Raw genomic sequence first — 15,204 nt, 5'->3', positions numbered from 1 at the left:
CTTCCCCAAGTCCTTGTCATCCTATGACCTCGTGCTTAGCAGCCGATTAGGGTGTCGCGGCGCTACGACTCCGCGGCCGGCACCGCCTCGACGAGCGCGACCAGCCCGTCGGCGTCGAGCAGGTCGACCGGGCGTACGGTCCTGTTGGCGCGTACGTAGTGGAAGGCCGCGCTCACCTTCTCCAGCGGCACCCCCGCCAGGTGCGACCACGCCAGCCGGTACGCGGCCAGCTGCACGGACGCCGTCCTGGCCGCCTTCCCCCTGGGCGGTACGCCGGTCTTCCAGTCGACGACCTCGTAACCGCCGTCGGGCCGCTCGAAGACGGCGTCCATCCGCCCGCGCACCAGCCGGTCGGCGATCATGGTCTCGAACGGCACCTCCAGGTCGACCGGCCGCCGGTCGGCCCACTCGCTCTCCTCGAACCGCTCCTGCAGGTCGGCCAGCCGCACGTCGGCCTCCTCCGGCTCGTCCAGCGGGTTGAGCTCGAAGTCGTCGATCAGCCGCTGCTGGTCCCAGCGGCTCTCCAGCCACTTGTGGAACGACGTGCCGCGGCGGGCGAGCGGCGCGGGCTTGCGCGGGACCGGACGGCGGATCCTGCGGGCCAGCTCGCGGGGATCGGTGGCCAGCGTGACCAGCGACGAGACGGTCAGCTTGGACGGCAGCTCGACGGTGGTGGCGGGCCTGCGCCGGTTGAGCTCGCGCTCGCGCAGCAGCAGGTCGGTGTCGCGGTCCCAGGCGCGCAGGCGTTCCTCCTCGAACGAGCGCAGCGGCTCGTCGTCCTCGTCGGCGAGGTTGCCGGACAGGGCGTCCTCGACCAGCCTGGCCCCGTCGAGCACGGACTCGTAGCGCAGGCCCTCGGGGGTGACCGGCCAGATGGCCTCGGCGGGCTCGGCGAGCAGCGGGTTCGTGGCGCCCTCGGCGACGTCGTCGGCCCAGTGGGACACCCGGTCGGCCTGGTCGCGGATCTCCAGCAGGAACTCCGACGGCTCCAGCGGCTTGGTGGCGGTGCCCCAGCGGTAGCCGGAGGCGATGAGGTGGTAGTGGGCGCGGGTGACCGCCACGTACGCCAGCCGCCGCTCCTCCATCAGGTCGCGCTCGCGGCACTGCTCGTCGAAGGCGGCCAGCTCGTCCTTGCCCAGCCCGCCCAGCCGGGGCAGGTCGGCGGCGTCGCCGCGCAGCGGGTAGGGCAGTTTGCGCGGGTTGTCGGTCCAGCGGCTGTTCATCACCGGCGTGGCGGGGAACACGCTGCCCGTCGCGATCGTGCCCTTGGAGCTGACGAGCTGCGACAGGCCGGGCACGACCACGATCGGCCACTCCAGGCCCTTGGAGGCGTGGACGGTCATCAGCTTGACGCTGTTGCTCTCACCGACCCGGCCCGCCTCCAGCCCGAACTCCTCGCTCTCGGCCGCCTGGAGATAGGCCAGGAACGCGCCCAGCGTCGGATCCTCGGCGTCGCCGGCGAACCTGGACGCCGCGTCGATGAAGGCGTCGAGGTCGGCCCGCGCGGCGAACGCCCCGGCCGTGCCGCTGCGGGCGGCCACCTCGATGTCGAGGCCGAGCCGGCGTTCGACCTCGGTGACCAGGTCGGGCAGCGGCTGAGCGGTGTGGCCGCGCAGGTGGCGCAGCTCCTGGGCGAGCGCGACCAGCCGCGTACGGGCCAGCGGCGAGAACGACTCCAGCCACTCGGCCCGGTCGGGCAGCTCGTCGAGCGCGTCGACCAGGCTGCCGCGTTCCTCGGCCAGGTCGGCGACCACCTGGTCGAGCGGGTCGTCGGCCCGGTGGCTCTCGCTCAGCTCGCGGGCCAGCTCTCTGGCGTACTCCCCCAGCACCCGCAGGTCGGCCGGCCCGATCCGCCAGCGCGGCCCGGCCAGCAGCCTGGCCAGCGCGTCGCCGGAGGTCGCGTCGTAGAGCACGCGCAGGGTCGCCACGATGTCGTTGACCTCGGGCACGGTCAGCAGGCCGCCCAGGCCGACCACCTCGACCGGGATGTCACGGTCTTCCAGCGCCTTGCGCAACGCGGGGAACTGCGAACGTTTGCGGGCCAGGATCGCGACGTCCTGGGGCTGGACGGCGAGCGTCTTCTTGCGCTCCTTCTCGCCCCACGGCAGGCCGTCGGGCGCGCTCTCCTGGCCGAGGATCCGGGCGACGCCGTCGGCGATCCACCTGGCTTCGTCCTCGGCGGTCTCGTGGAAGGCGCAGGTGACGCGGCCCCGGTCGATCCGGTTGGGCCCCGGCACCAGGACGGGGACCTCGCGGGCCTCCATGCGCAGCGGGAGCTGGACGCGGGCGGCGACGTCGAGCACCCGGTCGCCGTTGCGGAAGCTGACGCTGAGCTGGCGGACCGGAGCCTCCTCGCCGGCGCGGGTGCGGAAGTCGCGGGGGAAGCGGCGCAGGTTGCCCGCGGAGGCGCCGCGCCAGCCGTAGATGGACTGGCAGGGGTCGCCCACGGCGGTGACCGGATGGCCGCCGCCGTAGAGGGAACGCAGCAGGACGAGCTGGGCGTGGCTGGTGTCCTGGTATTCGTCGAGCAGGACCACCGAGTAACGCGACCGTTCGATCTCGCCCACTTCCTTGTGGTTGGCGGCGATCCGGGCGGCCAGCGACATCTGGTCGCCGTAGTCGATGACCTCGCGCCGGCGCTTGAGCCGTTCGTACGCCTCCACCAGCGGCAACAACTGCTCCCTGGCCGCCTGGACGCCGACCGGCTTGCGCTGGGCGACCGTCGTACGGCCGGGCAGCGCGGCCAGCCGGGCCTCCAGCCAGTCGCCCATCCGTCGTACGTCGCCGGGGGTGCGCAGGTGCTCCGACAGCTCGCCGGCGAGTTCGAGCAGGGCGGCCGTGACCGACGGCGGGCCCAGCTCGATCTTGTCCATCGGGCCGTCGTACAGGGCCACCACCCGCGAGGCGAGCTGCCACGACACCGCCGGGGTGACCAGGCGCATGGTGGGTTCGAGCGCCTCGCGCAGGGCGTGGTCGGTGACCAGGCGGGCGGCGTAGGCGTGGTAGGTGGAGACGGTCGGCTCGTTGTCGAGCGCGCCCGGCGCGACCAGGCCGGCCTCGGCGAGCCCGGCCAGGCGTTCCCTGACGCGCACGGCCAGCTCGGCGGCGGCCTTGCGGGTGAACGTCAGGCCGAGCACGTTCTCCGGTTTGACCAGGCCGTTGGCCACCAGCCAGACCACGCGGCCGGCCATCGTCTCGCTCTTGCCCGAGCCCGCGCCCGCCATGACCACCATTGGTTCGAGCGGGGCCTCGATGACCGCCGCCTGCTCGCCCGTCGGCGGCAGGATGCCGAGCTTGTCGGCCAGTTCGACCGGGTTCAGCACACCTGGCCCCCGTTGTCGTTGACCGGGCAGCTCGCCCGCGCCGCGCACGTGCGGCAGCCGTCGTTCACCTTGGCCTGGAAGAACGGGCCGGACATGCCCGTCGCGACGGTGTCGACCAGGTCGGCGGCCCAGCCGGGGTTCTTGTCGTCGGCCAGCGCGCCCTGGCTCTGCTCGGTGGCGGCGTTCTTGCCGGCCGCCTTGCCGAGCTGGACCAGCGCCGCGCCGCCGGGCTCGGTCATGCCGTGCCTGGCGAACGCGCCCAGCAGCGCGGCGAGCTGGTAGACGCCGAGCTGCGGATGCCGGTCGAGCTCGCCCGCCTTCGGTTTGGAGCCGCCGGTCTTGAGGTCGATGATCACCGCCCGGCCGTCGTCGTCCCGCTGGACGCGGTCGACCCGGCCCTTGATCTGCACGCCCTCGGTGACCATGGCGACGAACGACTCCTCGATGGCGACCAGCTCGCGCGGGTTGTCCTTCTGCCAGCGCAGGAACTTGCCGATCATCTGCTCGGCGACCTGGCGCTGCTTGCGGTTGTACCAGACGCCGCCGAAGTCGAGCTCGTTCCAGACCTGGTCGAGCCGCTCGCCCAGCAGGTCTTCGCTGGGCAGATCGGTGGCGGCCAGCATGGCGAGGGCGTGGATGACGTTGCCGAGGCCCTGGGCGGTGCTGGTGCCCGCGGCGCCGACCGCCGTCTCCAGCAGCCAGCGCAGGCCGCACTTGGTGAAGCTCTCGACCGCGGACGGGGAGATGTTGACGATGTCGTCCGGCCAGCTCAGCGGGCGGTCGTCGGTGATGGGGGTGAGGGCGTACCAGTCGTTGGGGTGGGCGCCCTGGACCCCGGCGGCGGCCAGGCGGGCGAGCTGCCGCGCGGCACGGCGGCGTACCTTGGCCGGTCTGGTCGGGTCGGTCACCGCGCTGCGGAGGTCGGCGACCAGCGCCGACATGGTCAGCCAGCGCGCCCGGTCGTCGACCGTCGCCGACTCGACCTCGCCCGGCATCAGCTCCGACAGGAACCGGGAGGGCCGCTCGTCGGTGTCCTCGCCGCCCACCGCCGTGACCACCAGCCTGCGCCGGGCCCGGGTGGCGGCGACGTAGAACAGCCTGCGTTCCTCGGCCAGCAGCTTGGAGGCCAGCGACGCGGCGCTCGGCTCGGCCCCCTCGACCACCTCGACCAGGTCGTCGGCGCCCAGCAGCGACCCGCGCAGCCGCAGGTCCGGCCAGACCCCCTCCTGTACGCCCGCCACCACCACGATGTCCCATTCGAGGCCCTTGGAGCGGTGGGCCGTCAGCACCCGCACCGCGTCGCCGTCGGGCGCGCGGTCGGCCAGCGTGTCGCCCGGGATCTCCTGGGCGGCCAGGTTGTCCAGGAACACCTCGGGGCCCGCCTTGGGCATGCGGTCGACGAACTTGGCCGCGTGGTCGAACAGCGCCACCACCGCGTCGAGGTCGCGGTCGGCCTGCGCGCCGCGGATGCCGCCGGACAGGCTCTGGTCGGTCCAGCGCCCGGCCAGGCCGCTGGCGTGCCAGACCGCCCACAGGAGGTCTTCCGCGGTGCCCTCCTGGGCCGCGGCCTCGCGGGCGACGGCGAGCAGCTTGGCGACGCGTTCGGCGGGGAGTGCGACGTGCGGCTCGACGCGGGTGAGCTCCCGCGCGTCCTGGACGGCCGCCACCAGCAGCTCGCCGGACGACCGCGCCTCCCCCGGCCCGCGCCCCGTAGCCTCCTCCTCCGGCTCCCCCGCGGGCGGCGGGTCGTCCTCGGCGGACGTCGCGGCGACGGCCTCGTTCTCGGCGATCTTGAGGGCCCGGCGGAGGCGGCGTACGCCGATCATGTCCGTGCCGCCGAGCGGGCCCGTCAGCAGCTCCTCGGCCACCCCCTCGTCGAGCTGGGCCGGGTCGAGCGCCACCCGCAACATCGTGAGCAGCGGCCGCACCCCCGGCTCCTGGGCGATCGGCACCTCGTCACCGGCGATCATCGTCGGCACCCCGGCGTTGACCAGCGCCCGCCGCAGCAACGGCACCTGGCGCTTGGCCGAACGCACCAGCACCGCCATGCGGTGCCACGGCACCCCCTCGATCAGGTGGGCCCGCCGGAGCGTGTCGGCGACGATCGCCGCCTCCTGGCTGGTGCTGTCGGCCAGCAGGACCCGCGCGTCGCCGGGGACGGTGTCGGGCAGCGGGACCAGGTCGCGGTGGCCGTGGCGCTGGTCGTGGTCGGGGGCCGGGGCGATCGGCAGGCGGGCGGCGACCCGGCGGGTGGCCTCCAGCAGGTCGGCCCCGCTCCGGCGGCAGACGCGCAGCGCCAGCACCGGCGCCTCCCGCCCGCCGAGCGTCCTGAACCGCTCGGGGAACTGCATGATCCCGTGGACGTCGGCGCCCCGGAACCCGTAGATCGACTGGTCGGGGTCGCCCACCGCGACCAGGTCGCGCCCGTCGCCGGCGAGCTGGGTGAGCAGGTACTCCTGCGCCGGGTCGGTGTCCTGGTACTCGTCCACGAACACCACGTCGTGCGCGGCCCGCTCGCGTTCGCGCACCTCGGGCCTGGTCAGCAGCGCCGAGGCGGCTCCGATCAGCTCGGCGTAGTCGTAGGTCTCCTCGGGGTCGAGGTCGAACCGGTCCTGGTAGCGCTCGTAGAACCGGCCGGTGGCGATCCAGTCGCTCCTGCCGTGTCGCCGGCCGAGCGCGATCAGCCGCTCGCCGTCGAGGCCGCGCTCGGCGGCCCTGGACAGGAAGTCGCGCACCTCCTCGGCGAACCCGCGGGTCTTGAGCGCCTCGCGCAGCGACTGCGGCCAGTCGAGCCCACCGTGCTCCAGCTCGCCGTGGAGCAGCCGCCGGATCTCCAGCAACTGCTCGGGGCCGGTCAGCAGGCGCGGCGGCGCCTTGCCCTCCAGCACGGACTCGCGGCGCAGGAGCGCGTACGCATAGGAGTGGAAGGTCAGCGCCAGGGGCGAGCGGGTGGTGCGCCGCAGCCGGCCGGTGACGCGCTGACGCAGCTCCTCGGCGGCCTTGCGGCTGAAGGTGAGGATGAGCACCCGCTCGGGATCTACCCCGCGCCGTTCGATACGCTCGACCACGCTCTCGACGATCGTCGTCGTCTTGCCCGTGCCCGGGCCCGCGAGGACGAGGAGGGGGCCGCTCCGGTGCTCGACCACGGCACGCTGGTGTTCATCCAGCGCAGGAGGCCCAACAGGGCTCCCGCTGCCACGCCGCACCAACCGCCAGGTCTGACCACTCACAGCACTAGATTCCACCAGACCACAGGGACAGATCGTGCCGTCTTGCCCGGTCTCCCGTGCGATCCGCCCACCGTATCGAGGCAAATATCCGAATATCGTGCGACACGCCGGGCCGGATGTTCGCCGTCGGCGTTCCGCCGCCCCCAGGAGCGCTAAGGATCAGTACGATTCCCGCCCGTACGGAGAGTGGGCTCCTGTAACGTTGGGTTGATACCCGTGCCTCTGCTGGGGGTTGGTCACATGCGCTGGCAGGTCCACTCCGAAACGTCGCTCTACGCCGACCAGTGGCTGGACATCCGGATCGCGGATGTGGAGCTGCCCGACGGGCGCCATCTCGATCATCGGCTCGTCCGCACCGCGCCGGGTGCGGGCGCCGTCGTCACCGACGACCAGGACAGGGTGCTGCTCATCTGGCGCCACCGCTTCATCACCGACAGCTGGGGCTGGGAGATCCCGATCGGCCAGGTCGACGAGGGCGAGATGCCGATGGTCGCGGCCGCCCGGGAGGTCGAGGAGGAGACCGGCTGGCGCCCCGGCCCGCTGCGCCCGCTGCTGTCCATCCAGCCCACCAACGGCTTCACCGACAGCCTCAACCACGTCTACCGCGCCGACTCGGCCACCCACATCGGCCCGCCCACCGACCCGTGGGAGGCCGAGCGGATCGAGTGGGTGCCCCTGTCGGGCATCCGGCGCCTGGTCGACGCCGGCGAGATCGTGTGCGGCACGACGCTGTCGGTGCTGCTCTACCTGCTCGTGGAGCGGCCTCCCGCCGCGCCGCGCCCCTTCGGGTACGACCCCGCCAAGCCCTTCCTGCTGTCGGACCTGCCGATCGACCGCTGAGCCCCGCTCGGGAGAGCAGGGCTCAGGAGAACAGGTGGTCGACCACGCGGGCCGTCGCCTTGCCGTCGTCCTTGGGCGCGAACGTGGCGCGGAACGCCTCGTAGCGGTCGGCGTGCGCGGCGGCCACCTCGTCGATGGAACGCAGCGCGTCGATCACCTCCGCCGACGTCGGCAACACCGGACCGGGCGCCTGCTCGGGCAGGTCGATGTACATCCCCCGCTTGGAGGCGTACTTCGCCAGGTCGTAGCCGTAGAAGACGATGGGCTTGCCGGTGGCGGCGAAGTCGAACATGACCGAGGAGTAGTCGGTCACGAGGACGTCCGCGACGAGCAGCAGATCGGCCATGTCCGGATAAGTCGTGACGTCGTGAGCGATGTCGGGGACGGCGGGCATGGCCTGCATCGGGTGGGCCCGTACCAGGATCTCGTGGTCGGCTCCCAGGGCCTCGCGGGCCTTGGCCAGGTCGAGCTTGACCATGGCGTTCTTGCGGTCGTAGTCGCGCCAGGTCGGCGCGTAGAGCACCACCCGCTTGCCCTCGACCAGCCCGAGCTGGTCGCGCACCGCGGCGGCCAGAGTCTCGCGCTCGGGCGAGGCGAGCACGTCGTTCCTCGGCAGGCCGCTCTCCAGGATCTCGCCCTTGTAGCCGAAGGCCCTGCGCAGCACGGTGGTGGCCCACGGCGACTGCGACAGCAGCACGTCCCAGCCGCGCACCTCGGCCGCCTGCCGGTGCCAGATCGGCGGCCGGGGGTCGCGGGCCATGTGGGGCTGGTCGTTGCCGATGCGCTTGGCCGGGGTGCCGTGCCAGGTCTGCAGCACGACCTGGTCCTCGCGGGCGCGGAACCAGGCGGGCAGGAAGGAGTTGGTGACGATGTGGCTGGAGCGGGCCAGCGCGGCGTGGTGCTCGCGGCTGCCCGCGCGCACGGCCCGCGCGCCGCCCGGCGGCACGAACGCGGCGTCCTTGACGACCCAGATGTGCTCGCGGTCGTCGCCCCTGCGCAGCCGCTCCTCGTAGATCGCGCGCACGCTGTCGGCGTAGAGCCGGCCGTCGTTGACGACGTAGACGGTCGCGTCGTGCAGCGGCTCGCTGCGCTGGGCCGGGTAGAAGACGCGGCGCAGCACGTGGGTGCCGGCCACGCCCCGCTCGTCGTTGGGACGCTCCTCCTCGACCGTGATCACCGGCACGTCGAACCGGGTGGAGATCATCCGGTACGCCCGGCTGTCGACCGTACGCGGCTCCTCGTCGAGCCCCGGCAGGGCGGCGTGGTCCATGCGGAACGGCACGATCTCCCCGGACGGGTGCCGGAAGGACATGTTCCACGTACCCGAGGACAGCGGTACGGACTCGCCGAAGCGGTCCATCGACGCGGGCATCACCCGTACGGAGAAGTCGTCGCCAGAACGCTCCATGGGCAGCGAGTACGACAACCCGGACCGGTGGCGCAGCGTCAGCACCCGGGGGCCCGGCGCGTCGGGGTAGTTGCCGCGCAGGACCAGCGTGGAGCCCTCCCAGACCGCGGAGGTGATGGCCGGCCGGATGCGGTGGGCCGAGACCACGACCCGGTCGCGCCGGTCGCCGAGCACGGTGATCTCCCGGTCGCCCACCGGAGTGCGCGTCTCGACCAGGTCGGCGAGCATGACGGAGGCCGCCGGGTCGCCCTTGGGCTCGACCCACAACCGCCGGCCGTCCTTCTCCTGGAGCAGCGCGGGCACGGCGAGGCCGATCAGCACCTCGGTGCCGCCGCCGGACGGCGTGAAGTCGGCGGCGATGCGATGGCCGCCCAGCCTGGCGTGACCCTTGGTCACCGTGCGGCCGGGCAGGAAGATCTTGAGTTCGAGGCGCTCGTCCTGGACCGACACGCCGGTGAGCTCGGCCCTGTTGGGCTGGAGCACGATCTGCAGCGCGCGGTCGGACGTCCAGACGGGACGCACCCACCAGCCGGGCCGCAGCTTGAGCCCGGCAGGCCGCTCGGGCCGGCCGATCGCCGAGCCGCGCAGCAGGCCGGTCGCCCGCGCGCCCCGACTCCAGAAGACGATCTCGGCCCGCCATGTCGTCGCGTCGGGCACGCCTGGACGGTGGCGCAACCGCCGCCGTACGGCGTGGACCACGCCCCGCACGGCCCCGCGCCAGCGCAGCGGCCACGGGCTCAGCTCGGCGGAGAAACCGGACCAGTCGTAGTTGCAGCCGGGCTCGCGCGCCCCGTGGGTGGCCTCGGGGGCGAGCACCCGCTTGGTACGCATGCGGATCGGCGGCAACCAGCGCGGCCCGCGCAGCACCACGGTCGCCCGGTTGAACCGGCGGCTGCGCACCGACAACCCCGCCAGGTAGGCGAAACCGGTGACGCGCAGCCTGCCGTCGACCCACACGATGTCGTCGATGTGGGTCACCGGCACCAGGTCGGCGCGGCGCAGCCGGTAGAGGTCGGGCGGCAGCTCGTCGCGGAAGGGCAGGTCGGCGTACCAGCTCAGGCCCTTGCGGATGCGCTTGGACGGCTCGGCGGCCGCGGTCACGACCTTGACCAGCGTCTCGCCGTCGACCAGCTCGTCGTCGGGCCGGTGCTCGATCAGGTGGCAGATGACGCGGCGGGCGACGGGCAGGTCACGCTTGACCTCCGCGGCCACGCCGGCCAGATAGGGACGAACCAGGGTGAGCAGCTCGCGGCGCCGCGCCGGGCCGCGCTTGACCGCGAGGTCGATGCGCGAGCCCAGAGGCCCGCTGAGCACCTCGGTGTCGAACGCGGCATCGCGGCCGCCGGGCCCGACGGCGCGCATGACGGCCTCAAGAGGCTCGCCACGATCGCAAAGATCATGGACAGCCTTGAGGCGGTCGGCGACCGCGTCGCCGCTGTGGCTCTGGGCTGTGACGCCGGTGGCCATCGGGGAGGCACCGCCTTTCGGGCCGCCTGTCAGTGTTCTGCCCATGGTAATGGGAGTCACATGTCACAGAATCGCCCCAATGGGGAAACCGCAGGTCAGGCCCCTTACTGAAAATCGGCTGAACGCCCGTCCCAGCGCGCCTGGCGCATGTCGGCGCGTTCGCCGCGCAGCGGGGTGCCTTCCTCGCGCCAGTGGGTCAGGCATCGTCGCAGGTGGTCGGGGGCGGCGGCGCTGCCGTCCGCGTGCACGACCCGCCACCAGGGAACGCCGCCGCCCCAGGTGGACATCACCTTGCCCACCTGGCGGGGGCCGCCCTCGCCCAGGTATTCGGCGATGTCGCCGTAGGCCATGACCTTGCCGGGCGGGATGCGCTCGACCAGGTCGAGCACGCGTTCGGCGAAGGGGTTCAGGGGGTCCATGCGGCCGGGCCCGCGTCGATGATCTCGTCGAACTTGCCGATCTCCATCGCCGTGCCGCCGGACAGCACCTCGATCACGCCGTCGCGTACGGCGTAGACCTCGCCGTCCTCGCCCACCAGGCGCGCGCCCAGTGCGGCGGACAGCCGCAGGAGCTGGGCCACCTGCCAGTCGGAGCCGGGCTCGCCGACGACCTGGCCCTGCCAGCGCGCCACCGTGTGCCTGCCGCCGCCGTGTCCGGCCACGATCTCCTCAGATCCGCGCAGCTCAAAACCTGCCGGCGCGATGGCCTTCGCCAGCTCCGCGAAGGCGAGTGGCGATTCGCGCACCACCCGCAGCTCGTATCCCATGACGCGCGACCATAGCGGATCTTTACCGTCCACGCGGACGAAGTACGGGCGGTTCATCACGTCTTGCGTTGATTGAGGACAATGATCGCCCCGCAGAAGGTCACCAGCGCGACCAGCACACCCCCTCCGTACAGCCACAACCGCCACGGATCGGGCCCGGGACGGGTGGGCACCGGGGAGTCCTCGCCCTGGCCGAAGTGGTCCTTCCCGGACGCGGCCACGCTGCGCTGCTGCCCGGTCAGCCGGTCGGCGGCGTTGAGCGCAGCGGCCGCGTCCACCACACCGAACCCGGTGTTGTCGTCGTAGCCGGCGGCGGGACGGCCGCGCGCGCTGGAGGCGAGCGCCTGGGCCACCTGCTCGGGCGGCAACTGCGGGTATCGCGACTTGATCAGCGCGGCCACCCCGGCAACGAGCGCGGCGGCCGAGCTGGTGCCGTCGGACAGCTCGTAGCCCTTGGGACGCTTGACCACGGGCACCTCAACGCCCGGCGCGCCGACGAGGACGGACAGGTTGTCGCTGCTGAACGTGGCCTTCCTGCCCTGCTTGTCGGTCGCCGCGACGCCGATCACCCCCGAGTACCCGGCCGGGAAACTCCAGAACGAGGTGCCCTTCTCCTTGGCGTACGGCGTCTGGCCGTCGTTGCCCACGGCCGCCACCAGCACGACGCCCTTGCCCAGCGCGTACGACACCGCCTCGCGTTCGGACCTGACCGGGCCGTAGGAACCGATCGACATGCTGACGACCTGGGCGCCGTGGTTGGCCGCGTACCGCAGGGCACGGGCCAGCGAGCTCTCGGGCGACTGGATGTCCTGGGGCGGCACCAGGTCGAGGTCCGGCTCGTCGTCGGTGGCCAGGGGCAGCGACAGGATGCGCGACTCGGGCGCGACGCCGATCAGCCCGTCGTCCGCGCCGGACCCGGCGATCAACGCGGCCATGGCGGTGCCGTGGCGGCCGGGCCGCACCTCGCGGGCCACCGCGCCCGAGCTCATGTCGGGCCCGGCCGTCACCCGGCCCTTCAGCTCCCTGATCCCGGTGTCCACCGCGCTGTCCACGACGGCGACCGTGACGCCCTTGCCCTTGGTCACGTTCCACGCCTGCTCGACGTTGAGCGCGTCCAGCACCCATTGTTGTTCGTCCCTGACCGGGGAGGCCGTGGGCCCGAGGAGCACGAGCAGCGTGGCCGTGAGCGCCCGTACGGCGGTCAGCACACGTTCCCCTGCGTGCACGGCGGGACCTTGGGGGGATCCGCCAGGAAGTAGGCGATCTGGTTGCCGATGGACTTGGCCGCCGGCCACAGCTCGCTGTGCAGGATCTCCTCCGGCGGGACGGCGGCCCTGGTGCGCCCGTCGGCGTACCCGGCGGTGGAGAAGACGATGTACGGCCCCGCGCCCACCCAGCCGGTGCGCTGGCGCTGCTCGGTGCCGAACCGTTCGGTCACGGTGCCGGGGAAGGCCACGGGCAGCACGCCCACGCGGTCGTCCTGGCCCAGTTGCTCGCTCGCCGACACCCTGGACTCCTCGTCCTTCAGCACGGCCACGCCGACGGTGATCACGAAGGTGGACGTCTGGTCGACGTACGTGGCGCGCAACATCGTGACGCACCCGTGGCTGTCCAGGAGCCCGGCGACGGAGGCGTCCACGGCCTTGCCGCACGCGGTCTCGGGGGCGATGCCGACCCGCCTGGCGTACTGCTGGGCCCGGTCCAGCCCGAGGTACTTGACCTCTTCCGGGAAGACGCCCGTGGCCGGCCACGCCTGCCAGCGCCGGGCGATCTCCTCCTGCTTGTACGTGTTCTGCTCGGCCGGGGTCAGCGGGCGGGAGCGGGTCTCGTTCAGCAGCCCGATCGTGCCCAGCAGCACCACGAGGGCCGACACGGCCACGACGGCACCGACCAGCATGACGAAGATGCGCCGAAAGCGGATGCCCTGCTGGAGCGTGACCATCTCGGCGCGTTCCTTGGCCGCGGCGCGCGTCCGGGAGTTGGCCCCCGGCCAGGCGCGCACGCGGGACCGGCGGCCGGTGGACGCCCCGAGCGGGTTGCTCCGCCCCGGTGTGGCCTCGTCGGCGCGCGGTAGCCCTGAGGTCGACCTACGTGCCTTCAACCTGGCCTCGTTCCCGCGATCGGTCCCTGTCTCATTCGTCCCCGTTAGGAGGCGGATCATGCGTCTTGTGAGCTGTGGTCCCGCCGTACGCGCCTGACCAGGAAGAAGATGACTCCCAGCGACGCGAGCGCCCCGGCGGCCGCCGCGGCGGCGACGGCCGCGTAGACCGTCACGCGCCGGTGGTCCCTCGTGGTGACCCTGATGGGCCCGGCCGGGCCGCCCGCCACCAGCACGTCGGCGGCCAGCGCCTGCGGGCCGGTCGCGGTCTCGGTGTGCGTGGCCAGGCGGGCGGCCTCGGACAGGGCCCGCGCGGCGTTGACGACGCCGAACCCGGTGCCGGTGTCGTAGCCGCCCGGCGGGCGGTCGTCGGCGCTGTCGGCGAGCGCCTGGACCACCAGCGGCGGCGACATCCGCGGGAACCTGGCCTTGATGAGGGCGGCCACCCCCGAGACGAGCGCGGTGGCCTGCGAGGTGCCCCTGCCGACCCAGTACTCGTCGCCGGGCCCCGCGCCCATGATGTCCACGCCCGGCGCGGCCACCAGCACCGAGGAGTTCCAGTTGGAGAACGTGGCCCGCCGCAGCCGCCGGTCGGTCGCCCCCACCGACACCACGCCGGGGAAGGAGGCCGGGTAGGAGTAGGGCGCGAAGTCCCCGCCGGTCTTCCTGTCGCCGTCGTTGCCGGCCGCGGCCACCAGCACGACGCCCTTGGAGATGGCGTACCGGATGGCCGCCCGTTCCTCCCTGGTGGCGAGTTCCTTGGAGATCGACATGTTGATGACGTCCGCCCCCTCGTCGACCGCGTAGCGAATGCCCCTGGCCACCACGTTCTCGAAGCGTTCGGCCGAGTTGAACTCCCTGAACCCCGGCTCCTCGTCCTCCAGGATGACCCTCACCGACAGTACGCCGGCCTCGGGCGCGACGCCGATGACACCCTTCTTCCCGCCGGGCCCGTGGCCGTGCCCGGCGATCAGCGAGGCCATGTACGTGCCGTGCAGCCGCAGCGGACCGACCCCGGGCGGGTTGGCGCCCTCGGTGAAGTCGCGGCCCACGGTCACCGAGCCGGCCAGGTCGCGGTGGTCCGGATCGACCCCGGAGTCGAGCACGGCCACCGTCACCCCGGCGCCCTTGCTGGTACGCCAGGCCGTGGGCAGGTCGAGCGTCTCGATCACCGCCCGCTGCCCGCCGCGCACGTCGTCGGCGCCACCGGCATCGTCGGCGTGGTCGGCGTGGTCGGCGTCGTCGGCCAGAGCGGGCACGACGGGCACCACGGGCACAACAGGCACGACGGCGAAGAGCAGCGCCCCGGTCAGCGCCGTCGCGGCGCCGCGCCTCAGCATCGCCACTCCTTCGAGGCGCAGTCGGGCATCCGGGGTGTGCTCAGACCGAGCAGCACCCGTTCGGACAACTCGGTGGCGAAGGCGAAGATCGCCGGCCGGGACTCGCCCGTCGCGGTCGCGGGCCGCCCGTCCACCTGCCCAGCCGTGGTCAGCACCACGTACGGGCCCGCCTGGCGCACCGACCCGGCCTGCCGCATGGACGGCGTGAAACGTTCGGCGACCGTGCCCTGGAAGGCCAGCGGCCGCAGGCCGGGCACGGGCTTGCCGTTGTCGGCGAACACGCCTCTGGCCCGGACGGCACGCGACTCGTCGGGCAGCGCCACCACGCCCACGGTGACGAGGACCCCGCGCAGCGCGTCGATGTAGGTGGCCCGCAGCACACCCCTGCACCCCGCCTCGCGCAGCGCCTTGGCGGCCTTCGCGTCGACGGTCTCCGCGCCGCAGCCGGTGTGGGGTGAGATGCCGATGCGCTCGGCGCGTTCCTGCCCGCCCTGCTCGGCCGCGTACGGCAGGGCCGCGGGGAAGACGCGCCCGGCGGGCCAGGAACGCCAGCGTTCGGCGACCTCGCGGATGGCGGCCGTACGCAGCTCGGCCGCGCTGGGACCGCGGGTCAGCTCGGTTCCCGCCGCGCTCCCGGCCACCCCGGCGGCCACCGCGCAGACCAGTGTCAGCGCGGAGGAGACCACCAGGGTGGGCCAGGGGCGGGCGTGGTTCACGACACCGACCTTAAGC

Annotated in this window: 10 protein-coding genes; 1 reads left to right on the top strand and 9 read right to left on the bottom strand. The window is 73.1% G+C overall.

The genetic code is table 11. The features are described from left to right. Nucleotides 1-62: 62 nt before the first annotated feature. Both DMB42_RS21915 and DMB42_RS21910 read right to left on the bottom strand, forming a co-directional pair. The gene (locus DMB42_RS21915) at nt 63-3,323 is read right to left on the bottom strand and encodes an ATP-dependent DNA helicase (protein ID WP_125636817.1); all 3,261 of its coding nucleotides are present in this window, start codon (nt 3,321-3,323) and stop codon (nt 63-65) included. Then, nucleotides 3,317-6,529: an ATP-dependent DNA helicase gene (locus DMB42_RS21910; protein WP_260477849.1), complete on the bottom strand. Its 3,213-nt coding sequence runs from the start codon at nt 6,527-6,529 to the stop codon at nt 3,317-3,319. The genes DMB42_RS21915 and DMB42_RS21910 overlap by 7 nt, the downstream gene beginning before the upstream one ends. Before the next feature lie 264 nt (nt 6,530-6,793). On the opposite strand from DMB42_RS21910, the gene DMB42_RS21905 reads away from it, so the two are divergent. Continuing rightward, complete coding sequence (locus DMB42_RS21905; RefSeq protein ID WP_125636815.1) at nt 6,794-7,393, top strand: NUDIX hydrolase; 600 nt, start codon at nt 6,794-6,796, stop codon at nt 7,391-7,393. 22 nt (nt 7,394-7,415) lie between these two features. Here DMB42_RS21905 and DMB42_RS21900 read toward each other — a convergent pair whose 3' ends face one another. From DMB42_RS21900 to DMB42_RS21870, 7 genes are all read right to left on the bottom strand, one after another. After that, nucleotides 7,416-10,163 carry a CDP-glycerol glycerophosphotransferase family protein gene (locus DMB42_RS21900; protein WP_125636814.1) on the bottom strand — a complete coding sequence of 916 codons (2,748 nt, stop codon included), beginning with the start codon at nt 10,161-10,163 and terminating at the stop codon, nt 7,416-7,418. A gap of 209 nt (nt 10,164-10,372) precedes the next feature. Then, the gene (locus DMB42_RS21895; RefSeq protein WP_125636813.1) at nt 10,373-10,687 is read right to left on the bottom strand and encodes an MGMT family protein; all 315 of its coding nucleotides are present in this window, start codon (nt 10,685-10,687) and stop codon (nt 10,373-10,375) included. Further along, complete coding sequence (locus DMB42_RS21890; protein ID WP_125636812.1) at nt 10,675-11,034, bottom strand: hypothetical protein; 360 nt, start codon at nt 11,032-11,034, stop codon at nt 10,675-10,677. Before DMB42_RS21890 ends, DMB42_RS21895 begins: the two co-directional genes overlap by 13 nt. A gap of 56 nt (nt 11,035-11,090) precedes the next feature. Then, entirely contained in the window at nt 11,091-12,260 is a 1,170-nt protein-coding gene (locus tag DMB42_RS21885) for a S8 family serine peptidase (protein ID WP_260477844.1), read from the bottom strand. Further along, nucleotides 12,236-13,135, bottom strand: a complete 900-nt coding sequence (locus tag DMB42_RS21880) for a hypothetical protein (protein WP_260477843.1) — start codon at nt 13,133-13,135, stop codon at nt 12,236-12,238. The genes DMB42_RS21885 and DMB42_RS21880 overlap by 25 nt, the downstream gene beginning before the upstream one ends. Before the next feature lie 56 nt (nt 13,136-13,191). Beyond that, entirely contained in the window at nt 13,192-14,472 is a 1,281-nt protein-coding gene (locus DMB42_RS21875; RefSeq protein WP_125636811.1) for a S8 family serine peptidase, read from the bottom strand. After that, a complete protein-coding gene (locus DMB42_RS21870) occupies nt 14,466-15,188 on the bottom strand; it encodes a hypothetical protein (protein ID WP_260477842.1) in 723 nt (240 codons plus the stop codon). Before DMB42_RS21870 ends, DMB42_RS21875 begins: the two co-directional genes overlap by 7 nt. Nucleotides 15,189-15,204 lie beyond the last annotated feature (16 nt).

The organism is Nonomuraea sp. WAC 01424, from assembly GCF_003947315.1.
GTDB classification, from domain to species: Bacteria; Actinomycetota; Actinomycetes; order Streptosporangiales; family Streptosporangiaceae; genus Nonomuraea; species Nonomuraea spiralis.
Note: the sequence above shows the minus strand (reverse complement) of the source record. Positions and strands in the feature narration are given on the sequence as shown.

Bases quoted from the DNA above. Each gene is read 5' to 3' on its own strand.
- DMB42_RS21895 (WP_125636813.1), bottom strand. From the start codon at position 10,687: ATGGACCCCCTGAACCCCTTCGCCGAACGCGTGCTCGACCTGGTCGAG.
- DMB42_RS21890 (WP_125636812.1), bottom strand. From the start codon at position 11,034: ATGGGATACGAGCTGCGGGTGGTGCGCGAATCGCCACTCGCCTTCGCG.
- DMB42_RS21900 (WP_125636814.1), bottom strand. From the start codon at position 10,163: ATGCGCGCCGTCGGGCCCGGCGGCCGCGATGCCGCGTTCGACACCGAG.
- DMB42_RS21875 (WP_125636811.1), bottom strand. From the start codon at position 14,472: ATGCTGAGGCGCGGCGCCGCGACGGCGCTGACCGGGGCGCTGCTCTTC.
- DMB42_RS21905 (WP_125636815.1), top strand. From the start codon at position 6,794: ATGCGCTGGCAGGTCCACTCCGAAACGTCGCTCTACGCCGACCAGTGG.